Origin of the sequence: Wolbachia endosymbiont of Leptopilina clavipes (assembly GCF_006334525.1) — a bacterium.
Classification (GTDB): domain Bacteria; phylum Pseudomonadota; class Alphaproteobacteria; order Rickettsiales; family Anaplasmataceae; genus Wolbachia.
This window is the reverse complement of record NZ_QJHA01000035.1, coordinates 1-25,766: the sequence shown is the minus strand read 5'-3', so window position 1 is coordinate 25,766 and position 25,766 is coordinate 1. Positions and strand designations below refer to the sequence as shown.

Annotated in this window: 18 protein-coding genes, 1 other RNA gene and 5 pseudogenes; 13 read left to right on the top strand and 11 right to left on the bottom strand. The window is 34.2% G+C overall.

Annotation, left to right across the window (positions count from 1 at the left end; genetic code table 11):
* Nucleotides 1-148: 148 nt before the first annotated feature.
* The 6 genes and pseudogenes from OUY_RS03925 to OUY_RS06475 all read right to left on the bottom strand — a co-directional run bounded on the left by OUY_RS03925 (nucleotide 149) and on the right by OUY_RS06475 (nucleotide 8,856).
* Nucleotides 149-3,406 (bottom strand): ankyrin repeat domain-containing protein, encoded by a 3,258-nt coding sequence (locus tag OUY_RS03925; RefSeq protein ID WP_139686746.1) that lies wholly within the window; start codon nucleotides 3,404-3,406, stop codon nucleotides 149-151.
* A gap of 64 nt (nucleotides 3,407-3,470) precedes the next feature.
* The gene (gene htpG / locus OUY_RS03920) at nucleotides 3,471-5,375 is read right to left on the bottom strand and encodes a molecular chaperone HtpG (protein ID WP_010403187.1); all 1,905 of its coding nucleotides are present in this window, start codon (nucleotides 5,373-5,375) and stop codon (nucleotides 3,471-3,473) included.
* A 158-nt stretch (nucleotides 5,376-5,533) separates the two neighbouring features.
* Nucleotides 5,534-6,753: pseudogene (locus OUY_RS03915) on the bottom strand (KAP family P-loop NTPase fold protein).
* Nucleotides 6,754-6,756: 3 nt separating this feature from the next.
* The gene (gene recR, locus OUY_RS03910) at nucleotides 6,757-7,356 is read right to left on the bottom strand and encodes a recombination mediator RecR (protein WP_410543260.1); all 600 of its coding nucleotides are present in this window, start codon (nucleotides 7,354-7,356) and stop codon (nucleotides 6,757-6,759) included.
* 133 nt (nucleotides 7,357-7,489) lie between these two features.
* Entirely contained in the window at nucleotides 7,490-8,320 is an 831-nt protein-coding gene (locus OUY_RS06480) for an ankyrin repeat domain-containing protein (protein WP_246038693.1), read from the bottom strand.
* Nucleotides 8,321-8,328: 8 nt separating this feature from the next.
* A complete protein-coding gene (locus tag OUY_RS06475) occupies nucleotides 8,329-8,856 on the bottom strand; it encodes a hypothetical protein (protein ID WP_246038692.1) in 528 nt (175 codons plus the stop codon).
* Nucleotides 8,857-9,526: 670 nt separating this feature from the next.
* Between OUY_RS06475 and OUY_RS06905 the strand changes: the two are divergent.
* From OUY_RS06905 to dnaN, 8 genes and pseudogenes are all read left to right on the top strand, one after another.
* Nucleotides 9,527-10,443, top strand: a pseudogene (locus OUY_RS06905) (IS5 family transposase).
* A 192-nt stretch (nucleotides 10,444-10,635) separates the two neighbouring features.
* An RNA gene (gene ffs / locus OUY_RS03885) (signal recognition particle sRNA small type) lies at nucleotides 10,636-10,734 on the top strand.
* Between the two features lie 16 nt (nucleotides 10,735-10,750).
* Nucleotides 10,751-12,334 (top strand): DNA polymerase III subunit gamma/tau, encoded by a 1,584-nt coding sequence (dnaX, locus tag OUY_RS03880; RefSeq protein ID WP_139686742.1) that lies wholly within the window; start codon nucleotides 10,751-10,753, stop codon nucleotides 12,332-12,334.
* A 21-nt stretch (nucleotides 12,335-12,355) separates the two neighbouring features.
* Nucleotides 12,356-12,670 carry a YbaB/EbfC family nucleoid-associated protein gene (locus OUY_RS03875; RefSeq protein ID WP_006013488.1) on the top strand — a complete coding sequence of 105 codons (315 nt, stop codon included), beginning with the start codon at nucleotides 12,356-12,358 and terminating at the stop codon, nucleotides 12,668-12,670.
* A gap of 336 nt (nucleotides 12,671-13,006) precedes the next feature.
* Nucleotides 13,007-13,687 carry a P44/Msp2 family outer membrane protein gene (locus OUY_RS03870; protein ID WP_139686741.1) on the top strand — a complete coding sequence of 227 codons (681 nt, stop codon included), beginning with the start codon at nucleotides 13,007-13,009 and terminating at the stop codon, nucleotides 13,685-13,687.
* A gap of 285 nt (nucleotides 13,688-13,972) precedes the next feature.
* Complete coding sequence (locus tag OUY_RS03865; protein WP_139686740.1) at nucleotides 13,973-14,866, top strand: RNA polymerase factor sigma-32; 894 nt, start codon at nucleotides 13,973-13,975, stop codon at nucleotides 14,864-14,866.
* Nucleotides 14,859-15,356, top strand: coding sequence for an invasion associated locus B family protein (locus OUY_RS03860; RefSeq protein WP_010407056.1), 498 nt, complete (start codon nucleotides 14,859-14,861; stop codon nucleotides 15,354-15,356). Before OUY_RS03865 ends, OUY_RS03860 begins: the two co-directional genes overlap by 8 nt.
* A 111-nt stretch (nucleotides 15,357-15,467) precedes the next feature.
* Nucleotides 15,468-16,619 carry a DNA polymerase III subunit beta gene (gene dnaN, locus OUY_RS03855; RefSeq protein ID WP_010407054.1) on the top strand — a complete coding sequence of 384 codons (1,152 nt, stop codon included), beginning with the start codon at nucleotides 15,468-15,470 and terminating at the stop codon, nucleotides 16,617-16,619.
* Nucleotide 16,620: 1 nt separating this feature from the next.
* Here dnaN and truA read toward each other — a convergent pair whose 3' ends face one another.
* A complete protein-coding gene (gene truA / locus OUY_RS03850; RefSeq protein WP_010407052.1) occupies nucleotides 16,621-17,358 on the bottom strand; it encodes a tRNA pseudouridine(38-40) synthase TruA in 738 nt (245 codons plus the stop codon).
* Between the two features lie 114 nt (nucleotides 17,359-17,472).
* On the opposite strand from truA, the gene recA reads away from it, so the two are divergent.
* Nucleotides 17,473-18,540, top strand: coding sequence for a recombinase RecA (recA, locus tag OUY_RS03845; RefSeq protein ID WP_139686739.1), 1,068 nt, complete (start codon nucleotides 17,473-17,475; stop codon nucleotides 18,538-18,540).
* A gap of 376 nt (nucleotides 18,541-18,916) precedes the next feature.
* Here recA and pth read toward each other — a convergent pair whose 3' ends face one another.
* Together pth and OUY_RS03835 are read right to left on the bottom strand one after the other, a co-directional pair.
* Entirely contained in the window at nucleotides 18,917-19,471 is a 555-nt protein-coding gene (gene pth / locus OUY_RS03840; RefSeq protein ID WP_010403886.1) for an aminoacyl-tRNA hydrolase, read from the bottom strand.
* The gene (locus tag OUY_RS03835; RefSeq protein WP_010403884.1) at nucleotides 19,471-20,082 is read right to left on the bottom strand and encodes a 50S ribosomal protein L25/general stress protein Ctc; all 612 of its coding nucleotides are present in this window, start codon (nucleotides 20,080-20,082) and stop codon (nucleotides 19,471-19,473) included. The genes pth and OUY_RS03835 overlap by 1 nt, the downstream gene beginning before the upstream one ends.
* A 142-nt stretch (nucleotides 20,083-20,224) precedes the next feature.
* Here OUY_RS03835 and OUY_RS03830 point away from each other — a divergent pair, with 142 nt between their 5' ends.
* Complete coding sequence (locus OUY_RS03830) at nucleotides 20,225-20,524, top strand: ETC complex I subunit (RefSeq protein WP_139686738.1); 300 nt, start codon at nucleotides 20,225-20,227, stop codon at nucleotides 20,522-20,524.
* A gap of 319 nt (nucleotides 20,525-20,843) precedes the next feature.
* On the opposite strand, the gene rsmH is transcribed toward OUY_RS03830, so the two are convergent.
* Nucleotides 20,844-21,728 (bottom strand): 16S rRNA (cytosine(1402)-N(4))-methyltransferase RsmH, encoded by an 885-nt coding sequence (rsmH, locus tag OUY_RS03820; RefSeq protein WP_010403870.1) that lies wholly within the window; start codon nucleotides 21,726-21,728, stop codon nucleotides 20,844-20,846.
* A gap of 205 nt (nucleotides 21,729-21,933) precedes the next feature.
* Here rsmH and OUY_RS03815 point away from each other — a divergent pair.
* Nucleotides 21,934-23,143, top strand: a pseudogene (locus OUY_RS03815) (MFS transporter).
* A 30-nt stretch (nucleotides 23,144-23,173) separates the two neighbouring features.
* On the opposite strand, the gene map reads toward OUY_RS03815, so the two are convergent.
* Nucleotides 23,174-23,956 (bottom strand): type I methionyl aminopeptidase, encoded by a 783-nt coding sequence (map, locus tag OUY_RS03810; RefSeq protein WP_010403864.1) that lies wholly within the window; start codon nucleotides 23,954-23,956, stop codon nucleotides 23,174-23,176.
* A 346-nt stretch (nucleotides 23,957-24,302) separates the two neighbouring features.
* Between map and OUY_RS03805 the strand changes: the two are divergent.
* Nucleotides 24,303-24,938, top strand: a pseudogene (locus OUY_RS03805) (phage terminase large subunit); the annotation flags it as partial.
* A 75-nt stretch (nucleotides 24,939-25,013) separates the two neighbouring features.
* Nucleotides 25,014-25,766, top strand: a pseudogene (locus OUY_RS03800) (helix-turn-helix domain-containing protein); the annotation flags it as partial.

The window sequence follows — 25,766 nt, the reverse complement described above, 5'->3', positions numbered from 1 at the left end:
GACGCAAAATGCGTAAATTCACGATAGCGCCCTTCTTCTTTTATATCTTTGATTTTATTTAAGAATATTTCTTCGTAGTCTACCAAGTTTTTATCTATTAACAATCAATATAATTATAATAAATTATTAAATGATAGACTACTATTTCTTAACTTGCTTCTACAGCAGCATTACGAACAACCTCCTCAACATCTGGTCCTTTAAGTGGACCTGAAGGTGCCTTATTATAATAATGTACAGCTATAGCAGCAACTATACAGAAAGCTCCAATGCCTGCCGCTACTCCTGCTACCAGCAGACTAGTACCGAGAGCAAAATATGCAACTGGTGCAGCAGCTAATGAAAGTACTCCAGTTACTGCAAACATCCATGTAGCCACAGTAGGCCATTTAACGCTATTCTCTTTTGTGTAAATTTTGTTGCTATTACTAGCTTGCTTATTAGCTACTGATTTTGGTTGTATATTTTCGTTAGCAACTTGTTCTACATGCTTGGCGGGTTTATTAGAAGTTTGCTCTTTTCTGTTATTATCAATTGATATTACGGTATTAACACTTTCATTTGCAAAACCTAATGATGATGATTGAGGTAGAACAGTAAAATCTTCTTTATTGTGTGCAGTACCATATTGACTTTCGGGAATAGGCGATGTACCCTGATCTACAGCTGTAGGTATTGTAAGATTTTGCTGATCATCTTTTTCGTCATTTAGATCATCAGACTTTCCCTCAGTGACCATTGAAGGCATTTCTGCTGCAGTTTCAGGTACTTCTGTTTCAGAAATAATATCAAACGAAGGAGAATTTGAAGAAATTCTAGGAGAATCGTCACTTTCAAGTTTAGAAAAACCATCATCTTCAGAACTCAGTGATGGTGAATCCGGCTCGCTTTCTTTACGCTCCACTACAGGAATTTCTTGGCTACTTGCAGTAGCAGCTATATTACCACTCACTGATAATGCAGCAACATGCTCGAACTCTTTTTCAAGAAATATTTTAATTTTTGCGAGCTTGCTTTGAGATAGTTTATCTTTGTTACCAACTTCCGTCTTATTAGCGTCTTCTAAGGCTTTATTCAAGATTTGCTTTGTGTCTACACTATTGTCCTCTTTCCTTACCTTTTCCACTAAAGACATTACTTCTTCATAATTAAGAGCGAAGATAGCATTAGACAATTTCTCTTCTATATTTTTAGGCATTTTACCCATCCTATAATTATTATTATCTATAGTTTCTTCTATTGAAACCTTTTTATTATTCATAATATTTTCTTCTTTGTCAACAATACTCCTTTGTGGCCGTTGATTATCAGTATTTTTGGATTCTGGATCTTTTTTAATATTTAAATGCAAAGGTGTTTTATCATCTAAACCTTCAAGAAATTTTGTGATTTTTGATTCACTAGAAGATTTTTCCCTGTTTTCTTCCCTTACCAAATATAAACTTTTCGTTCCTACCAGATCTAAAGCTGTTTTGCCATCTCTATCTTTAATGTTCCAATCAGCTCCCTTGTTTACAAGTAATTTTACTATTTCAAATTTATCATGGTAAGCAGCCCAATGTAAAGCTGTTCTGCCATGCCTCTCATCTTGAACATCAACATTAGCACCATTTTCAATAAGTAAGCTTATTAGTTTAAAATTATCACGTGCTACAGCATAATGCAAAGGTGCAATTCCAGAATTATCTATACTATTAATATCAACAACTTTACGATTAACAATTACCTCTGCCGCTTTACTTTCAGGAGCTAAGTGTATAGCATAGTGCAAAAGTTTAGATGAAAAAATAATTCTACCTTCAGCCTCAGTATTATTAAACCTATTTAGTATCACTTCTACGCATTTTTGATTACCAACAAAAGATGCCCTTTCAAGTTTTTTACATATACCATCCAAAAACATAGTATGATTCGGCTTATCCAAATGCTCTAATAAAAACTTAATATAGCATTGTCCACCAACACCAATAAGTAGCCTATCGAGCCCTTCTTGCGTAAATAATATACTTTTATGCGTTTCTGCATATCTTTCCACAAGCGTATCATTAGCTGCAATGGCTAGTAGTGAAAGCTCTTTTACTGAATGATTATAATAACCATTTGTTTCATCATAACTATTATTCAACAGCACATTGTGCGTATGATCAGTCAAATTAAGCTGTTGAGAGCAAAAATCCTTCAAATTACCACAATTCAAATCAGTAATAAATCTATCGCTTTCCTCTATATTATTTATAGTTTTATCTAAACCTGCGTAATCACCATAATTTTTTGCTTTATTTATAACGTCTATTAATCCATCAAAGGTTAAATTTTTAGGGATAATGGTAAATTCTTCTTCATTATGCCTTGGTTCTATATTAACCTGATCTTGAGGCCAAAATAACTCTGTTGCTACAACTGCTGTAGCTTCTGCAACACCTACCAATACATCCGCAACATTACCTAAAATGCCTGGATCAGTAACTACTTTGTTTGCTACTTCACTACTATCAGATGAACTCTCAGTAATAGACAAGTCTTCAGCAGCAAATGACTTAGGTCCTTCATTCATATTTTTCTCAAGAGTCTCTGTAATTCTATTATCCTCATCTTCGAAATGCCTATTTATTTCATCTAACAAACTTTTCCCATCAGCTTTGTAATTCTCTAATTGTTCAGGAATGGCAAATGTTACTTTGCCGTTTTCATACTCTACCTTACTATCTCGAAACTTAAGGGTGAACTCTAAAATAGCATCAACCCTGCATATTTCCTTATTCGTATCAAGTTCTCTAACAGGCATACTTGGACAATACTGAATATTGAGAGAACCTTGGCTATTATATACAATACTTATCTTTCTATCGTTGGCATGAGGCAAGCTTAGTTTATGCTTAGAGAATATAGGAGAGAGCTGCATTAACAAAGAGCCATCATACCCAGCCTGATTGCAATTAGTAATTAACTCTTCTAATATATTGTCATTTGGAGTTTCTGCCTTAGCATATTTAAACATTTCTGTGAAAACTTGCTTAGCAAACAGGCGGTAATTTGCATTTTCACTCGAAATTAAGTGATTGTGCTGGCAATATGACTCGTGAACATACGCTTTGCTTATTGTTTGCCCATTAATTAAAAAATCCATTCTTTCCAAATCAAGTTGTGCTTGCTTGCCAGAATTTGCATTCCTATTATTCTCACCTGCCTTTACTTGACTTAGCAAAGATTGTGTTAGCTGAAATTCCAATTCAATTGCTCTGTTAGTATTTTGTCCTTCCTCAACCTCTGAACAATTGCCTGAATCTCCAGAATGACGATGCTCCTTAATTTCTTCTTGTTCTAAAACTTCGAATTCTTCTTCAGCGCCTGAATCTCTGGAATGGCGACGCTCCCTTTCTTCTGCAGTATCTACTGCTGGCGGCATGAGCCCACCAAGTAAATCCACCCCATGTTTTACCCCCTAATTATTAGCTAAACTAAGTATAGCATTAAATAGAAATTTTGCCAAGCAAGTTATTGAGCCTTTTAGCAAATAGACTTACGTCTTCCATCTCTTCACCTTCCACTATACAAGCTTGATAGAACAATAAGTAAATCATATCTCCAAGTGTTGGATTTTCACCATTTTCAGCGTGAGATTCCATTATGTTTCTTATCAAAGGATGCTTAATGTTAATTTCAAGTACTTTTGGCGTGCGGTAATTTAGCTGCTTCTGTTCACGTAAAAAACGCTCCATACGGAGATCCATAGTTCCTTCATCAACTGCTAGACACACAGGACTATCGGTTAATTTCTTAGAGATCTTTACACTTTTTACTAAGCTTCCAAGAACCTTGGTGAAGTATTCGAGTATAGAATCCGCGTTTTCTTCGCTTTTGTTTTCATCTGATTTATTTTCTTCATCTTTCTTACCTTCTTCTGAAGAGAATTTTTCTAAATCAACATCTGCGCGAGTTACAGACTTAAATTTTTGATCTTTATATTCATGAATTACGCTAGTCCAGAAATCATCAACTGGATCAACAAATAGAAGCACCTCCAATCCCTTACTGACAAATCCTTCAAGTTGTGGACTGTTTTTCACTGAATCGAGACTATTACCTGTGAGATAGTAGATATGTTCCTGTTCAGGCTTCATTCTGCTTATATAATCATCAATGCTAACTAGCTTACCATCACTGGTGCTATGAAATCTGCAAATGGAAAGCAATGCTTCTCTTTCATCAGTTGGCATAGCTTCGCAAAGACCTTCTTTTAACACCGCACCAAAATTGCCCCAGAATTTTGTATATTCCTCTAAATTCTCTTTTGCTTTTTTGCCGAGCTCTGATATTATGCGCTTAGTTAAAGATTTCCTAATCTGCTCAACTACACGATTATTTTGTAGTGTTTCTCTGCTGATATTGAGAGGCAAATCCGGTGAATCAACCACACCTTTCAAAAAACGCAAGTACTGCGGTATAATCTGCACATTATCTTCAGTGATAAACACTTTATTTACATACAATTTTACAGAGCAGCGTCTATCTGGATGAAATAAATCAAAAGGCTTGATAGAAGGAACATAAAGCAAGTTCGTATACTCTATTGCACCTTCATTTTTATTATGAAATATCATCCAAGGCTCACCGCCCACATGTGCAACACCACGGAAGAAGTCGTTGTGCTCTTCTGGAGTAACGTCATTTTTTGGCTTAGTCCAAATTGCAGCTTTGCTATTTAATTTTTCACTTTTTCCTTCTTCATTTACAAACTCAACGGGAAAATTTATGTGGTCAGAGTAAGTAGTAACGATGTTTTCAATACGGAATTTGTCTAAAAATTCGCTTTCTTCAGGACGCATGATGAGCGTAATTTTTGTGCCACGAGAGATTTGACCATCTAATTTGCTGATTGAATACTCTCCATCTCCTTTAGATTTCCACACCCAAGACTCTTCTTCTCCGGCTTTCCTTGATTCTACTATAACTTCTGAAGCAACCATGAAGCTTGAATAAAAACCAACACCAAACTTTCCAATCAGCTCTACAGCTTGGCTCGAATCTTTATTATTCTTAATTGCATCCAAGAATTTTTGCGTACCAGAACTTGCAATCGTGCCAAGATTATCTATTAAATCTTGCCTGTTCATGCCAATTCCATTGTCGGTTATATACAGCTCATTCTTATCTTTACTGGAGCTAATAGTAATCTTCAACTCATCACTTGAATCTAATAAATCAGCATTTAATTGTGATTCATAGCGCAATTTATCACATGCATCTGATGCATTTGATATTAACTCACGCAAGAAAATATCCTTATTAGTATAAAGTGAATGAATTACTATATTTAGTACTTTGCCTACTTCAGCGTCAAATTTTAAACTTTCAGTTTCTTGTATGTTGTGCATTTTTAGCTCCATTATTAGCCTACTACTCTAATAATTTAAGTATTGCACTGCGATCTTTCAAGGTCACACATGCTAAAATTTATGTGGGCCAACTTATGGTTCCAATGCTAAACTGGAATAAGTACAACCATTGTGTCATGCAAATTAAGAAGAAAGTGCTAGAATATAATATCTCTTATTTGCTTCAAAGATTTGTTAGTCTTTGATTCTTTTTTTTTAAAGTAGTCTCAAGAGAGATTTTAAGCTTTTTCCATTCTTCTTGACCATTTGGCATTAAATCACTCTCAATCTTCTCCAGTACTTTCTGAGGTGATGAATATAATTCCTCGTACAAATCAGTGTTTACTGACTGTAGTATTACTAAAAATGTAAATAAATTCGGATCAAGTAATTCTTCTTTTGCATGGTTCAAAAAACATAGCTTTATTCTCCTTATACAGTATTGTATTGCCTGCAGTGATAATGAGAAGCTTTCTGCATAAAATATAAAGCTATCTATAATTAAGCTCTTTGATTTTTTCGGTAATTCAGAACTTTCAAACAGTTTTCTTATAAACTGCTCTGTTGGCTGTTTTGGCAAATGCAAAGAGAGATCAGTAAAAGATTTTAGGCTAAAATTTGGTCCAAGTATTGTGCTAATTGCTCTTTGCACATTACTCTTATCTTGGCTAACAGAGATAATGAAAACCAGTCCCTCGACATCAAGCATGTACTTTATGGATTCTAAAAAATCGACAATGAATTTAGGGCGACATATATCAAGATCATCGACCATTATATAAATGTTTTTATCTTTCCTGATTTTATTAACCACATCTGCTAGTTGTATCTTAAAGTCTCTAATGTTCTCTTTTCTCCTTTGGAGAAGATTTAATTCACCCAAGACAAAACCAATGTCTTTCTTATCAGCCTCTTTTGCAGCATCGAGAAATACTGAAAGCATAGCAAGTGGAGATTTACTGATCAGCTTTCCTAATGTATTGAGAGAAAATAGTTCTTGGTTTATGTTTTTGAACTGCTGTATAACACTCCTTTTTACTTTGTATGATGCGAATAGATCCTCAAACAAGAAATGCAAAAAAGAAGGCAATGGTTGATCTAGCGCACTAATATCCCATGCGCTGTAATAAGCTGCAATTTCATTTTGCTGCTCTAGATCCTTTACCCATTCTTTCAAAAAAAATGTCTTACCCCACTTATCATATCCTTCTAAGGATGCGATTGAAAAAGACTGATCGATTGTCTTGATTATAGAACTAAATTTACTTGCAATTTGCTTATAACCCAAGCAATCACCTTCCCAATTTATTACCTTAGGCAATTGTTTCTCTTCTTTTTTTCTAAAGGTTATTAGCGATGTAAGTTTTTTTAAGCACATACCTTACTTTATATTTAACTCATACTCTTGTCTTGACGTAAGCGCTATCTTCAGAGTCCCTTCATCTAGGTAGTCAATTTCTCCACCTATCGGTATACCACAAGCAAGGCGCGATATTTTTACATTCGAATTCTTTAGCAATTCAATTATATATTGCACAGTAACTTGGCCTTCTAATGTCGGATTGATTGCAATAATGACCTCTTCAATTTTAAATTCTGTAACTCTTTTGGGAATGTTATCAAGATTCAGTTCTTTTGGACCTATGCCATTTATTGCTGATAGCCTTCCACCCAAAACATGATACATACCTGAATATATATTCCCTTTTTCAAATGCCCATAGATCACCCAATTCTTCTACTACACACATTAACTTGGTGTCACGCTTTGGGTTAGTACAAATAGAACACGGCGATTTAGCATCTAGGTTTCCACAAATTTTGCACTCTATTATAAGATCCGCTAGCTCTCTAATCAAAGATGCAAGCGGTAGCATGACTTTCTCTTTATTTTGGAGCAAATGTATAACTAACCTTCGTGATGATGATGGACCTAAACTTGGCAATTTAGAAAAAGCATGAACTAAATTCTTTATATTAATGTTCATTTAACAAATTCAGGATATAGTTTATAAAATGATAACATCAAACCTTTCGTAAAGAAAGCTTAGTTTGATTGGCTATGAAAAAGATTTCCCACTTTTTTTTAGAACTGTCTTGAAAAAATTAATGTAATCACAATCTACTGTAACCTAACTCTGATTCAGGTATAACTGAAATTATCTCACACATTTGCGTAGTTACTACGGTACTTCTTTTTTGAAAATGACGTAATTTATTTTTCAACATATTTCTTTCTTCCACATAACTGTCCGATTCTTTATTCAAACTAGAATTTTTTTCTTCATGCTTGGAAAGTATTGTATCGATCAAATAATTAAAAAATAATATTAGACCTGTAGTGTTGGAGAGCAATTCAAGAGAATAATATAACATATCTTCACTCACTTCTTCATTTATTATGTCATGAGAATTTTTATACATTCTAAAACAAGAGCCGAAGGCTGCTAAGCATACGCAAGTAAGTTTTGTTTTGTTTAGGACGCACTTAATTCGCGCTAGTTTTTTATTATTATCTTCTAATTTTATACGCAACTCACTAATTTTACTACTATAGTGCTTAATAAACAATTCTATTGCCTCTTTGTTATTAGCATAATTATATGCTTTGTAAGATTCCTTATCCATAAATTCAGTATCTATATCTCTTGATTTTAGAAGCTCTTTGATTACTTCATTCTTGCCAAGAAGCACAGCTTCGTGTAGAGGTGTGTACTCACTTTCAACATCTTTCCTTCTGTTAATATGTTCACGAGTTAAGTAGTCGAAAAGAACTGAAACGCATTTTGAATTATTACCTTCAATAGCCAGAGTAATTACATCTTTTTCGTCTTTGTTCTTAGTATTAATAACTTTAAAAAGCGGCTTTTCATTCTCTTGCTTACGTTCAAAATATTTGTGCTTGTAAAACTCATTTGAACAGTATGGTTCCTTAAGAATAGACAAAAGCTTTTTTACAAAATCAGCACGATTTTTTTTATGGCCAAATGTAAAGGTGTGTCCTGATTTTTCTTATCTTGCAACAATAAGGCATCATACAAACAGCCCTCTTTATATAGAGAATCAATCTCTTGGTCAAAATAGATATCTTCTTCTCCTTCACAGATATTTAATAGCCGTGACCCTATACTTTCTGTAGTACTGTAATCAATTGCAGAGCTACGTTTCACTTTAGATTGATAAAGGTTTATGTTCATACTACCCCTGCCTTTAAACAACCCAGCTATACCTGATTCACTCCGAGTGGCACAAGGTGTTTCATCTGGAATGTTAATCTCAACATTTTCACTAGAAAAAAGTTCTAAAACATGCGAGTTGCTTTTTCTACTGGAAAAAGGCACATCGTTCCTTTTATCTTTAATCTCAGCACTCTTTGCATTCAAAGAATTTAGAGAGTTAGCTAAACAATCAAGATCTGTAGCATTTTTAGACTCAAGGTCTTCTGCTTGAAAATTTGCTGCAGTGTTTATTTCACCTTTCATATTTCTTTATTTTACAGAGATTGCATTTCAGGTAGGGTATCTCATCTTTAAAATTTTTCAACTCTATTTAAATTTTTTTTAAAATAGTTTTTGATAAAAATATTTATGACACTAACTTTTTGGTTCTCTTGTTAAACTTTTACAAGACAGAATTATTTTATAGCTAAAAAAATTACTTCCGCGTATTTTGAATCCAATTATAATTACAATTATAGATATTTTTAGAGCTCAAAAATCTATCTTTGTCTGCAGACCTTTTTTATTAAACTCATAAAAAAATGTAGCGTATCCTCTTCAGTGTATACTTAATTTTTGTCATATGTGCGCTGCATTTTTTTTAATCTTTTTTACAGGGGGATTTTATGTCCAGAATTCCAGATATTTGACCTTTACTTTAGCTAATAAAAAACAACTGGTACCTGCGGTTTTTATAGCTACGTTTCTCAAACAAGTTTCAAATGAATAGATTTCTTGCATAACTGGAATTCAAAAGTTGATGTCATTCTAGCGCGTGACGCTAGAATCCAGTCCTTTTGTGCAAAAAACGTTGTAAAGTGTTTACCAACTTAGTTGGATCCCAGTTGGCTTTGTTGCATCGCTCAAGTGAAAAGAACTGGCAGTTACTGACAAAATTCATTATAAATAGCCATTTAACTGTTGAAGAAAAAATATGCCACAAAAAATGAGAGTCAGTAACTGCAATGAATATAACAAATTTCTCCAAGAAAGAGGAAGCATTTTTTGTTATATCAATGACGCCATAGAAAATTGGTACGAGAATTGTCCAAAAATGCAGGGCGGCAACTATATTTATAGTGATAAAGTTGTGATTTTAGTGCATATAATCGTCAGTTTCTTTAGAATTGGTTTAAGACAAACAGTCGGGTTTATAAAAGGGTATTTGCAACAAATAGGAAGAGATTTGCAGCTATTCACAAGCATCAAAAAAAACTTAATATTAAGATAAATGATTGCAGGATTGATAAAAGCAACATGGAAAATATTGAAATTATCATAGATAGCACAAATTTACAGTAACACTCCTGGCCACAGTAAGGAAAACAGTGCAGATAGAAAGTACCGAAGCTACGAGCAAGTAAGAAAGTTACATGTTATGTTAAGTGTGAATAGTAAAAAAGCTATAGCTGCAAGATACAGTAATGGCGTCTACTCTGACCACTTGCGATTTGCTTGAAGAAGTTAATTTTCAGCACAAAATAAAAGCATTATATGCAGATAGGGCATACGATAGGCAAAAACTTTATAAATTGTGTAAGAAATACGATATAAAAACAAAAGTTCTACCAAAAAAGGATGCAGCAGAACATTCAAAAATAGATTATATGTCTGACAGGAATGCTGCTATTAGGTTAATAAAATTATACGGTGAAGATGGCATGAAAGAATGGAAAAAAGAAGTAAATTATGGGAAAAGATCTTACATAGAAGGATTTTTCTCAAGGTTGAAGCAAGTATTTGTTTAGGAATAAATCTGAAGTAAATCGTGAAAAAGAATTACTAATTAAGTGCTATTTGCTCAACAAATTCACTGGTATTGGTATGGCTAAATTTGAAATCATTACATAAATTTGTCGTAAACCATCACTGCTTAAGGTGCTATGCAACAAAGCCATCCCAGTGTCACGCACTGGGATGGCAGAAGAAGAGTATTTTAGGTAACAGCTGTTTACTCCAAAGTAATGTTGCAAAAGGTCTAACATATAAATTATAAGACTAATATAGAATATACCTTGCTAAAAAAAAAAAAAAGTATAACCTTTTATAAGGTATGCAGGCAAAAATTCTGTAACTTGGTCAGGTCAGAAATGAAACAGCCATATCAGAATCTTTTTGGGTTGCATACCTATTTGTACTATTTGTTTTATTCTAGGCTATGAACATAGCATTAAAATATCGTCCTAGTAGCTTTAAAGATTTAGTAGGTCAAGATATATTGGTGCGTATACTAGAAAATGCTTTTACTCTCAACAAAATTCCACAATCTATACTGCTTTCTGGTAGCAGTGGAATTGGTAAAACCACCACTGCAAGAATAATAGCTTTATGTTTGAACTGCTCATTGGGGCCAACTTTTGAACCTTGTGGATCATGTACAAGTTGTCTGGCAATAAAAAATTCAAGCCATCCAGATGTAGTTGAAATCGATGCGGCAAGTCACACTAGTGTTGAGGATGTTAGAGCGATCTTGGGAGATATTTGCTATTTACCAATAAGTTCTAAATTTAAAGTTTACATTATAGATGAAGTACACATGTTATCCAGTAATGCATTTAATGCATTACTTAAAACTCTAGAAGAACCACCATCTAGCGTAAAGTTTATTCTAGCAACTACAGAAATAAAAAAGATACCAATAACTGTTATTGCACGTTGTCAAAGGTTTGACTTACATAACATTCCTTCAGCTAAGATAATGGAGCGTTTAAATGATATTGCACAAAAAGAAAATTATTTTATTGAAAAAGAAGCATCGGAATTAATTGCGCACCACTGTAGCAATTCAATGCGTAACGCTTTATTTTTGATGAATCAAGCAGTGCTATATAGCAAAGATGGTACAATATCCACTCAAAGTGTTACAGACATACTTGGTCTAGTAGATAGAAACGTTATATTTGATCTACTGGAAGCAGTATTAGACAGTGATTTACAGAAGGCTTTGTTAGTATTCGACAATGTGGTAAAAACAGCAAATCCGCTCAATATTTTTGAAGATCTACTGCAAACAATCCAGTTAATATGCCGTTTTTTAATTACAAAAGAGATTGATACAGAATATGAGAAGAGCAGAGTAAAAGATTTGAGTGCAAAAAAGTCTTTAATATTTTTTTCGAGATTGTGGAAGGTGCTGCTTAAGGGTATTCAAGATATAAAGGTTTCAACATGCAATGAGGTTGCTGCTGAAATGATGTTAATTAGCCTTTGTTATCTTTCTGATTTGCCTTCTCCGGAACAGGTGATCAAAAAAATTCTTTCACAGAATGTAGAGCAAGGAAATAGACAGGGCAGACCTGTTGCACCTTCCCCCCCTGTTATCCAAGTAGCTGACTACTCGGATCCAAAAAAATATGTGGAAAAACCCCACTCTGTCATCCCAGTGCGTGACACTGGGATCCATGTGAAAAATAAACAACAAAATTACGATTTTGATAAGATTTTGCAACTATTAAGGCGGAGTAACCAAATTTATCTTTACAAACAACTGTGTAGTAATCTAAAATTAATAGATTGTAAATTTGGGTGTTTAAAATTAAAAGCTGTATCTAACTTGAACAGTAATTTTTGTAATGACTTGAAAAGTTACTTAAATCAAGCTACTAATCAGGAGTGGGTTATTATAGTTGATACGAGTTATATGAATAGGGAAGTGAGTAATTTAAATTATGCACCTGTAGTTAAGGATATATTAAATACGTTTAAAGGTGCAAAGGTAATTAACATAGAAAATAAGGAGTAGGTTGTGGATTTCAGTCAAATAATGAAGCAAGCGCAAGAAATGCAAAAAAAGCTTGCGGAAGCCCAAGAAAAATATATTGGAAAAGAATTTCAAGGTATTTCTGGTGGTGGCAAAGTTTCTGTATTAGTGGAAGTTATAAAAATAGGTGGCTATAAAGCTAAAAAGGTAAACATAGACTTAGAGCTTATGAGAAATGAAGAAAAAGACATAGTAGAAGATTTAGTGACAGCAGCGTTTAATGATGCCATTAAAAAAGCAGAAGAAGATATGGCAAATGCAACCTCTGATCTTGCAGGTATGATGGGGTTACCACCTGGATTTAAACTTCCTTTTTAAATTTACTACTGAAGTTTGCCTTAATGCAGTAACTAAGTGTTTTCCTTTTATACTAGTACTTCCATGAAGTACATTCATATTACTGCATGAATATGCAGCAATTCACAATGATGAATGCAGATCAGAAGATAAAAAGACATTAGTGAAATAGGTGTCAGAAGATCAAGAGTAAAAAAAGTAGAGTAACTCTATTTATTAATTAATAAAATCTTTGTATTTTCCTAAAAGTTAGTTAAGATACAGAAGGTTTTGTGTTATTAAGTTAGCACTTGACTTAACTTTAGTTATTATTTAGACTGCTAAAGTGGAATTTTAATTTTTTTAACGAGGGTAATTATGCATTATAAAAAGTTTTTTTCGGCAGCTGCTTTAGTGACGTTGCTAAGCCTATCAAACTCTGCTTTTTCATCAGACCCTATTGGTCCAATAAGTGATGAAGAAACTAGCTACTATGTTCGTTTGCAATATAATGGTGAAGTTTTACCTTTTAAAACAAAGATTGATGGTGTTACATATAAATCAGGTAAGGACAACAATAGTCCCTTAAAAGCATCTTTTCTAGCTGGAGGTGGTGCATTTGGTTATAAAATGGATGATATCAGGGTTGATGTTGAAGGACTTTACTCACGATTGAGTAAAGATGCAGATGTAGTAGGTACTTCTCCAGCAGTTGTAGAAAGTTTAACAGCATTTTCAGGACTAGTTAATGTTTATTACGATATAGCAATTGAAGATATGCCTATCACTCCATATGTTGGTGTTGGTGTTGGTGCAGCGTGTGTAAGCAATCCTTTAGTAACAGAGGTTACTGGTGATAAAAAATTTGGATTTGGTTTTGCTTATCAAGCAAAAGCTGGTGTTAGTTATGATGTAACCCCAGAAATCAAGCTTTATGCTGGTGCTCGTTATTTTGGTTCTTATGGTGCTAATTTTGATCAGACAGCTAAAGATGATGGCGGAATCAAAGTTCTTTACAGCACTGTTGGTGCAGAAGCTGGAGTAGCATTTAATTTCTAGTCTATCTTTGTCTTATTATCCCAGTGGGTTTTTCTTGTCATTCAAGTAGCATGACACTGGGATCTAGAAAAAAAGAAATGTGTTATTCCAGTGTTTGAGCACTGGAATAACACATTATTTATTTAATGTAGTTTTTATCGTTACACACTAGCAATTTTAATGCTACATTTAGGTAGCTGTTGTTAAGATCTCAACTAGGTATAAAGTTATGCTTTTTTAATTAAAGCTTGAATCTTTTGCTGAAAATCAATATATTATATGTACAGAGTTTTAATTTAAGTTATTATGTTGACCCCAGTAGCAAGTTTATGTGTTAATAGTAGCACTAATCTTATGCAATATATTGCTGAAGTGCGAAAATTTCCTATGCTTTCCCAAGAAGAGGAAGTGCGATTAGCAAAAAATTGGCAAGAATACCGGGATATTTCTTCTGCTCACAGGTTGATTACTAGCCATTTGAATTTGGTAGTAAAAATTGCAATGAAATTTAAGAATTACGGTCTATTGTTGATGGACCTGGTCATGGAAGGAAATATGGGTTTAATGCATGCAGTGAAAAAATTCAATCCTGACTTGGGATTTCGTTTTTCAACTTATGCAGTATGGTGGATTGAAGCTTCAATGAAAGACTTTATATTAAAATCTTGGTCACTTGTAAAAATAGGTACAACGCAAGCACAAAGGAGATTGTTTTTTAGTTTACGTAAAATAAAAAAAAGAATTTTACAATACACAAACAGAGAAACTTTGAGTAAAGAAGAAATAAAAGCAATATCAAATGAGCTTTCTGTATCTGAAGAAGATGTTGTACAGATGAGCTATCGTCTGGCTTGTAAGGATCAGTCGTTAAATAATTGTATAAAAATAGGTGATGACTCTAAAAAGGAGTTACAAGATATGATTCCGTGTAATTTAGTTAGTCAAGAAGTAGCTTACCAGAATCATGAAGAAAAGGCATTAAAAGAAACAATTTTAAGCAATGCGCTGGCAAGTCTTAATGAAAGATCAAGAGACATTTTCATTAGCAGATATTTATCTGAAAGTACTCAGACTTTGGATGAGCTTAGCAAAAAATATTGTGTTTCAAGAGAAAGAATAAGACAATTGGCTAAGCAAGCAATGAGTAAGGTAAAACAACATGTAAAATCAGAGAGTTTGAAACTTGGTTTACATGCGTAGTCTTTTTGTATTTCTAATACTTTTTTCAATAGGTACTCTTGCATCGGTTAGTAACGTACAACTGAAGGAAAAATATAAAGATTGGCTTGTGTACACTGCATTGGAAGATGGTGAAAAAGTGTGTTACATTGTATCTCATCCTAAGAAAAAAAGTGAACATTATACAGCTGACCGCAAGCCGTATGTAATGGTCAGTTACGTTGATAAAAAAGCAGATGAGGTGAGCGTCACTTCTGGCTTTCAGTATAATAATGAGCCTGTAGTTCTCAATATCGATAAAAAAATTAAATATCAATTGCCAATAATACAGGGAAGTCTTGCGTGGACAGATGATACAAAAATGGACCAAGATTTGATTCTAAAAATGAAGCAGGGATTATCAATGGTAGTTAATGGAAAAGTAAAAACAGCAAATGTTGATGATACTTATTCCTTGCTTGGCTTTCAAAAAGCGTACCAAAAAATGCATGACTTATGCCATACAAAGTAAATTATTGATCACTAAAGTATAAGATAGGCTGTTTTGTCTCTCAGACAAAAATATGGATATCACTTTACATAGAATATGAATATCATTTAAAATATATTTTTGAGAATTAATATGTCAAAAATTGTAGATATAGGAATCAAAGAACAAAGTTCTGTGTGTGAACAAATGCGTTTTAGTGTAAGTCGTGCAAGCCTTTTAAATACGCTATCCAGGGTAAGTGGAGTGGTTGAAAGGCGCAACGCGATAGATGTTTTAGCGTGTATAAATATCAAAGCACAACATGGCAGCATAAAATTGAAGGCTACTGATCTTGACATTTCAATATTTGCCTCACTTACTGCAAATGTATCAGCAGAAGGAGAAGTGAAAATCTCAGCACATACTTTACATGACATAGTGAAAAAATTGCCAACTAATTTGGATGTCAATTTCGAAATGAATAATCAAGGAAAATTATTGATATCCTGTGGAAATGCAAATTTTTCTTTACCGAACGTAGTTTCAAATAACTTCCCTGTTCTTGAAGAAGGTGATCATCAATACGATTTCACTCTACTAAGTGCGGATTTGGTAGACTTGTTGACTAAAACGAAGTTTGCTGTGTCGCTGGATGATACAAGGTATAATTTAAACGGGATATATCTGCATACAGATGAGCAATTTCTGTACTGCGTTGCAACTGATGGCCACCGTTTATCATGTATAAAAAGGCCTAAACCTGAAGATATCAACGGAGAATTTGGGGTGATCATTCCACGTAAAACTATCATGGAACTGTTGAAAGTATTGGGTGATTGTAATGAGATAAATATAAAACTTTCAGATAGAAAAATCAAATTTACATGTGGTGAGTATATTCTAATATCAAAATTGATAGATGGGACTTTTCCAGATTACAAAGCTGTCATTCCAACGTCTCAAGATAAACAAATGATTGTTGAGAGTAGTAAGCTTGCTAGCGTTATAGATCGGGTTTCTGTTGTTGTGTCCGATAAAATAAAATCAATTAAATTTTCATTGCAAGAGAATTTATTAACTCTACATTCAAATTCCCAAGAGTGCAGTGATGCAACTGAGTCTATAGAGGTGGATTACGATGGAGCTCTTATGGAAGTAGGATTTAATTCTCGTTATTTGCTTGATGCTTTATCTTGTATAAAAAACAAATGTAAGGTCAGCCTATCAGATGGTAATAGCGCTACAATTATCACTGATGAAGATGATCCAAGTGCACTATATATAGTAATGCCAATGAGGACTTAAGCTAGTAATCTATCTTTACTAAGTATAAGCCGTGAGACGGCGCAGTGACCCCAGCGGCGTTTCTTTTGCATTGACTTAATATGTTTAGCATTTCTTGTGGATTAGTTCTATTTTTTCCAAATTCAACTAAAGTACCAACAATAATCCTCACCTGGTTATGTAAAAAGGAAATCGCAGATATTTTGATGTATATGTGACTTCCGTTTTGTACTATATCAATATCATCGATTGTTCTGACCGGATTTGTAGCTTGACAATCTTTTGAGCGGAAGCTTGAAAGATTATGTTTTCCAAGCAGGTGTCTAGCAGCTTCACGCATGATGTTTATGTCAAGTGGGTTAAATACTTGCCACACATAACCGATTTCCAGAGCTGCAGGAGCGTAGCGATTAATTATTCTATATTCATAATATCTTTTTTTTGCTGAAAATCGCGCATGAAATGCATCATCTACGGCTTCTGCACTAAGCACAACTATAGGAATCGCTTTTAAGTGATAGTTTATTCCATTTCTTATTCTGTAAAGCTCAAATTGCCTTTCCATATTGAAATGAGCAACTTGCCCTAAAGCATGAACCCCTGTGTCAGTTCTGCCACCACAATGCAAAGAGACTCTCTCGCCACTGAAATTAAATATAGCGTTTTCTATGGTTTCCTGAATTGAGTTAGCAGAGTGTTGTTGCTTTTGCCAGCCAGAGAAACCACTACCATTGTATTCTATCGTTATTTTGTATCGCACTACAAAGTCTATCTATCTAATTTTAGGTAACTAACGTTCTTCGTTATTAAAAAACCCTTGGCAGATTGGTTGCGTTCAATTACCATGGAGACTATACAAGTTAATAAATGATCCATGGCACATAATCCAGAAGAAAGAAATAATGATAAGCAAAAAGCACTAGATAATGCAATAAGTCAAATTGAAAAAGCATTCGGTAAAGGTGCAATAATGAAGCTAAAGCAAAACCCTGTAGAAAGAATAGACACGATATCTACAGGGTCGATTGCACTTGATTCAGCTCTGGGTGTTGGGGGATTGCCAAAAGGACGTATAATTGAGATATTTGGCCCTGAGAGTTCTGGTAAAACTACCCTTGCTTTGCATGTAATTGCTGAAGCACAGAAAAAAGGAGGTTTATGTGCATTTATCGATGCGGAGCACGCACTGGATGTTATATATGCTCGTAAACTTGGAGTAAACACCGATGATTTAGTGATTTCACAACCAGACACTGGAGAACAAGCGTTGCATATTGTTGAGTATTTAGTATGTTCTGGTGCAGTTGATGTAATAGTTATTGACTCTGTTGCAGCACTAACTCCAAGAGCTGAAATTGAAGGAGATATGGGCGACCAGCACATGGGACTACAAGCAAGACTTCTAAGTCATGGGCTACGAAAGCTCACCTCTGCAGTTTCAAAAGCAAACTGTATATTGATATTTATTAACCAAATTCGTATGAAAATAGGAGTAGTATATGGAAATCCTGAAACTACCACTGGTGGGAATGCGTTAAAATTCTATACTTCTATAAGACTTGATATAAGAAAAGTTGGTGCGATAAAGGATAAGGAGAATATTACGGGTAATGAAACGAGAGTTAAAGTTGTAAAAAATAAAGTTGCTCCTCCATTTAGAGAAGCAAAATTCGATATAATGTACAATGAAGGCATATCAAAATTTGGAGAAATAATAGATATAGGAGCAAAGCTTGGTGTGCTTGAAAAGGCAGGTGCTTATTATTCATATAACAATACGCGTCTTGGCCAAGGAAGAGAAAATGTAAAAAGTTACCTCAAGGCAAACAAAGAAATTGCAAATGAAATAGAAACAAAAATCAGAGATTTATTTAAAAATCACGATAACTCTATTGCAATAGAAGAGGAACGCGAACAACTTCTAGAAGAATCAGTATTCTAATCTAGATTAGGGTGAAGTTTTAGTATCCATTCAGATGCATGGCTAATGTGCAATGTTGAAATCAGTGCTTCTTTTTTTGTCGCCTAAGTAGCCCTTTTGGTGTCATCCCAGTGCTTGACACTGGGATCCAATTTTTCATTTAAGCTCATTAATTTAGCATAAGCTTACCGAATTAGTTTGCCTGTGAATTTTCTTAGATCCCAGTGTCAAGCACTGGGATGACACCATTTGTTACGCAAATTGTCACAATGTTCGTATAGCTGTGTGTTTGCACACTGACTATTTGTTCCTATATTTTTGTCTATCTTATTTTGCTACCCTGCTGAACGGATACAAGTTTTATATTGAATAGGATGTCCTGTTCAATTGCTATATTTCACACTCTCCCAACTGAGTTGATGAAAGCTGCGATATCTCCTTGTAGCATTAGGTGTATATTTTTTGCTATTTTTTCCACTAAGAGGATAACATTATCAAAATTTTCAAATTTTGATAATACATAATCTGCTAAGCTTTTCCGATTTTCAGGCCTACCTACTCCAAATCTCAAACGCCAATAATCGTTACCAATAAAGCTATCTATAGACTTAAGTCCATTATGTCCAGCAGAACTACCACCTTTTTTTACTTTTATTCTTCCAAATTTCAAGTCAGCATCATCATGTATGACAACAATATTGTCTAGCGATAATTTGTAAAAATTTTTTATTTTTGCAACAGGAATACCTGAATTATTCATAAATGAAGAAGGCTTTATTAGCATAACTTTATTATTGTTAATTATGCCAGAGGTTATCAAGTAATCGGCTTTCTTAGAAAATGACTGAAAATTCCAATATTTGTAGATTGCGTCAATAACGATAAAACCAATATTATGGTGAGTTAATTCATATTTACTACCAGGATTACCAAGCCCAGCTATTAAATGCACTACTCCTCTGTTTTTGTTTGAGTCTCTTCAACATCACTATCGGCAGCAGAAATTGTGACAATGGTAAAATTTTCTTCCTCATGAGCTACAAATTTAACACCTTCTGGCAATTTTACATCATTGATATGTATAGACTGACCAATCATTTTGCCAGACAAATCAATTTCTATGAGTTGAGGTATTTTCTCAGGAGAGCATTTGACAGTAATAGAACGACACAAAACATTAAGCACTCCACCTAATTTGATTCCTGGTGATTTACTTTCATTGATGAATGATAAAGGTATATCTATTTTAATTTCACTACCTTTATCAACAAACTGAAAATCAACATGTTGCACAGTATCCTTTACTACATGCCATTGAATATCACGAACAAGAGCATATTCTTTTTTCCCTGAAATATCTAGTTCTATTAAATGTGCAGAAAGAGCACCTGATTTATATTGTTTAGTAAATTCCTTTGCAGACAATGTCAAATTTACGTTATCATGCCCTTTACCATATATAACTGCAGGTATACTTCCCTTCTCCCTCAGAGCCTGAATCGCTTTCTTTTTTTTTACATCACGTAACTCTGCATTAATTGTTACCATTTCTTGCTGTGCCATCGATTACTCCTATTCAGCTAATCCTTTTTATATAATTTAATAATATAACATAAAAATATTTATTTCAAACTTCATTCTTTCACACTAATTCTTTGTGGAAAAATTTATTTAGATATATACTTAAGATTACGTAGTAAGAGCTATGAGTATTAACGATCAAGTAGTTTTTAAGATTTATAAGCCAACAAAAACTGCAACACAATCTGGCTTAGGTAATACAAAATTCTGGTACCTAAAAATTGAGCCTTGTTCTTACTATATTGAACCTTTGATGGGATGGGTTGGCTCAAAAGATCCCCAAAAACAGATTGTATTAAAGTTTGATTCTATTGAAAAAGCAATATCTTACGCAAAGAAACACAACACAAAGTACACAATTGAAATGCCAAAAGATGTTAAAAGACTGCCAAAATCTTATGCAAATAATTTTATACTAAAGTAAATTTTATTGTAGTGTGTTTATCTAAAAACCTAAACCTAATCGTTACTATGATTTTGCTAACGCACTGCGGCTATTTAGAGAGTTGAACCTGGCTAGCTAGTATCAAAGAGTTATTTTTTAGGTATTTCTCCGTAAGACTGCAAGTTTTTTTGGATTACTCAAATAACTTCATTCTGCTTGAAGAACTTTTATGTTGCTTTGCACTAAATTAATTTCACGTTTTATTTGTGTTAGCTATTTATTTAGTGAGTGGACATGTAATTTTACCTTAAATAACCCTATAGTAAAAACATAGTTATTGAAATAATACAGAAGGTTCTCATGACAACCTCTGTATAGCTCTTAATTTTGCTGAACGCGCACGCGGATTTGCATTTATTTCTTCCGAACTTGCTTTAATCACTTTTTTGTTTAAAAGGGAGAATGTCTTGGTAGGTCCTGGTTCACACAAATCTTTAAAAAGGGTTTTAACTATACGATCTTCTAGAGAATGAAAGGTAACTACAATTAATTTGCCGTTTTCACTTAAAATCTCAGATGCAGCTTTAATACCCTTTTCAAGCTCTCCTAGCTCATCATTTACCCATATTCTGATTGCCTGAAATGTCCTAGTTGCAGGGTCAATCTTGCTTTTTCCACGAAACACTACAGAACGTACAATATCCGCAAGTTCAAATGTAGTTTTGATAATTTTCTTCTTCCGCGCATTTACTATCGCTCTTGCGATTTTACGAGAATGACGCTCACCCCCATAATTATATATAGTATTTGCAATCTCTTCTTCACGTAAAGCGTTAACAAATGTTGAAGCATTCATATGAGAATAGTTATCCATGCTCATGTTAAGTGGGCCATCACGTAGAAATGAGAATCCTCTATCTCCATTATCAAGCTGCATAGATGAAACTCCAACGTCGAAAACTATTCCATTGATACCTTTAATATTATTACTATCTAATAAATTTTTAATATTACTAAATTTCTCAATAAATAGATTTATTCTATCAGGGTATTTAACGTTCAGATCATCATAAAATTTGGTAACTGTTTCATCCCTATCAATTGCATACACTTTGCAATCAGCGGATTCCAATATTGCTTTGCTATATCCTCCAGCCCCAAATGTAGCATCTACATATATGCCACCACTTTGTGGTGCTAATTGAAATAGCATCTCTTTTAACAAAACTGGAGTATGTGTCATATCAAGAGACTTTGTGCACTTAAATTAAAATAACTTTCTCGCCAAAAAATATATGGAAATATATAGGTATAGTATAAGAATATTTAAATATAATCAACGATATAAAAATTTAATAAGATAATATTATTAATATAACATTTACATAATTCACGTTTGAAAAAGTAAGTAATATTACTATAATATCAAACAAATTACGGAAGATTTCGTGCAACAAATAACAAAAGTAATACTATCAAGTTTAATTTGTAACACTTTGTTGTGGTATGATCACATGCTTTTCAGCCATCTAATAAGCATAATCGGAGATGTGTTTTTTCCATCAGGCGACAAATTAGTCAGCATACTTAAAGCTTTTGGAGTGTTTGCAGTGGGTTTCTTAATAAGACCAATTGGTGCTGCTATATTTGGCCACATTGGCGATAAATATGGAAGAAGGATTGCTCTATTTCTCTCTATCATATTGATGACTCTATCAACCGTACTTATTGCATTTGTTCCAGGGTATCAGAACATTGGGGTACTCGCATCAGTACTGGTGGTATGTTTAAGATTATTGCAGGGTATATCTCTTGGAGGAGAGGCAGGAAATGCCCCATTTTTAATAGAGCATGCTCCTAAAAATAAAAGAGGATTCTTTGGCAGTATTGAAGTATTGAGCGCAATTCTTGGCTCAATATTAAGTCTTATAGTGGTGCTTATATGCAAAAAAGTATCCGATTTTGAATCTTGGGGATGGAGATTGCCTTTTATTTTCAGTTTTGTAATAGGATTAATCAGTATATATATGAGATATATACTCGATGAAAGCCCAGAATATAAAAAGCAGGAAAAGCCATATGAATTGCCGTTAAAAGAACTATTAAACGGCTATAAAAAACCTTTTTTAATATCAGTTGGAGTTGACGTAGTTGAAAATGCATCTCTTTACATATATTTAGTGTTTTTTAATGTACTTGCATCAACAATCAACACTCACTTTAACCACATAGTGGAAGTATTGAACCAAATTGCACTTGGAGGATTGACTATACTATTTGCAATACTTTCTGATAAGGTAGGGAGAGAAAGAGTCATGAAATTTGCATTTGTGACTTTTATAGTAGTAAGTTATCCAGTTTTTTCAATGATACTAAGTGGTAATAATTTGCTCACCATAATGGCGCACGTTCTTTATAATCCCAATAGCTGCTTCTCTTGGTCCTGTTAGCGCGTTTATGTGCGAATTATTCCCAATAAAGGTACGATACAGTGGATTTGGTTTATCAAGAAATATAGCTTCGGGATTTTTTGGTGGTCTTGCACCATTTATATGCACAACTATTATCAAAGTTACAGGACAAGGAACTTTAGCAAGTTTTTACATGATTTTCTGTGCACTAATTGGGTTAGTTGCTATATCACAAGTTAAGAGTTAGATTTTTTCAAAAACCAAGTGTTTAAAAAATCTAATCATAAGGTGGAAAATGCCAATTTTTAGGTGATAGTGTAAATATTTCAACTCCATCTTTTGTGACTCCAAGCGTATGCTCAAACTGTGCAGAAAGTGAAAGATCACGTGTTGTCACTGTCCAGCCATCTAGCTTGCTGAGCAGAGTTTCATGTTTTCCAGCATTGATCATTGGTTCTACCGTAAAAAACATGCCTTCTTTTAAGATAAGATCCTCACCTTCATCATAAAAATGTACAACATTTGGTGGAGCATGAAAAACCTTTCCTATGCCATGTCCACAATAATTGCGTACGATAGAATATCCAAAATCTTCAATATATTTTTCTATAGCAAATCCTATTTCATTTAACTTATTGCCGGGCTTAACTTGTTTTATCGCTTCCATTAGCGCATTGTAGGCAGCATTACACAAACGCTTTGCTTTTATTGAGGGTTTACCAGTCCAAAACATGCGACTTGTATCACCATACCAGCCATTTAAAATCACTGTAACGTCAATATTTAAAATATCTCCATCTTTAAGAGGTTTATCATCAGGAATACCATGACATACAACAGCATTTTTCGAAGTACAAATTGATTTCGGATATCCCTTATAATTCAGTGGTGCTGGAATTGCACCTGCATTGATTATAAAATCATGACATAGATCATTTAATTCATTAGTTGTTACGCCTACTTTGACGTATGGTGCAATAAAATCAAGGGTTTCAGCTGCAAGCCTGCCAGCTTTACGCATAAAGTCAAAGTCTTCTTGTGAATGTATAGTTATGTTCATATTTTCCATTTCTTATTATAATTCACATCTTGCATAGTAGATAATGTCATTCCACTGCTTGACACATAATTGTACGAATATTGAATGCAAAAGTACAAAAAATAGTGTCATCAGAATGCCTTTTTTTCCTGTCATCCCAGTGTCAGCTACTCTGATGACACCAAAGGGGCACTTGGATAGAGGCTACTTGAATAACACCATCATAAGGTGAAACTAGATTCCAGTGTCAAGCACTGGAATGACAAGGAAAGGGCTACTTGGATGACAAGAAAAAGGACGCTGAGATGACACCAAAGAGGCTGACACCACCATAAAGTAAATTCCACTAACACTATAGGAGACTAACATGAACTTTTTAAAATTTATCGAACTATGCTTTCAAACGGTAATGCCGGGGTGTGAGTATAACAATTATCATTATATAAAAATCATAGCAGACAGGCTTGAAGCAGCAGGTACTGGCACAGTGAAGCGAATAATATTCAATATGCCCTCCGCGCTCAATGAAGTCTATGTGCGTGAGTGTTGCATGGCCCGCATGGATACTCGGTAATCAGCCAACTGCAAGAATAATAGTTGCAAGCTATTCTCAGCGGCTTAGCGAAAAGCATTCGCTCGACACCAGGTGCGTATGCAGTCTAGTTGGTATAGAGCGCTATTTCCAGAGGTAGAGCTATGTAAAGACCAGAACACTAAATATAAATTTCAAACAGTGCAGAGAGGATGTAGGATTGCAACATCTGTTGGTGGAACATTAACTGGTGAAGGTGGTGATTTTATCGTTGTGGATGATCCACTGAGTTCCTCTCAAGCTTTGAGTGAAACGTTTAGAAAACGTGCTACAAATTGGTTTGATCAGACTTTAGTAACTAGGCTCAATGACAGGAAAAAAGGAGTTATCGTTGTTGTGATGCACAGACTACATCGGGAGGATTTAACTGGGCATCTTCTCTCCAAACCGATAAATATATGGCATCATGTGTAATAGTCTAGACTTGATCTGACAAGCAAACAAAGTAAGATAAAAATATAGACAAGTTTTAAAGGAGTGTCAGATATGAATACAACACAAGAAAAAATACTAAAACCAAAGTTGGGATTGCTAGAACTTGCAAAGCAATTAGGAAATGTATCACAGGCGTGTAAAGTAATGGGATATTCAAGGGATACATTTACCGCTTCAAAGAACTGTATGAAACAGGAGGAGAAGAGGCTTTACACGAGATAAGCAAAAGCAAGCCATTGTATGCAAATAGAGTGTCGGAGGATATAGAAAAAGCAGTAGTTGAAATAGCAATAGAGTTTCCAGCATACGGACAAGAAAGAGCAGCAAACGAACTGAAAAAGAGAGGAATTCTCATCTCTGCAAGTGGAATAAGATCAGTGTGGCAAAGAAACGATCTTGAAAATTTTAAAAAGAGGTTAAAGGCATTAGAAGCAAAAGTAGCTCAGGATGGTATCATTTTAACAGAAGAACAGATAACAGCTCTAGAAAAGGCTAAGGAAGAAAAAGAGGCCCATGGAGAAATTGAAACAGAGCATCCAGGATACTTAGGTAGCCAAGACAGTTATTATGTTGGTAATATCAAAGGTATTGGACGAATTTACCAGCAAACCTTTGTTGATACCTATTCCAGAGTTGCTTTTGCTAAGCTTTACACAGAAAGGACTGCTATCACAGCTGCAGATCTTCTTAATGATAGGGTAGTACCGTTCTTTGATGAACAGAAAGTATCATTGCTACGTGTTTTGACGGATCGTGGTACAGAGTATTGTGGCAGACCTGAAAATCACGCTTACCAGCTATATT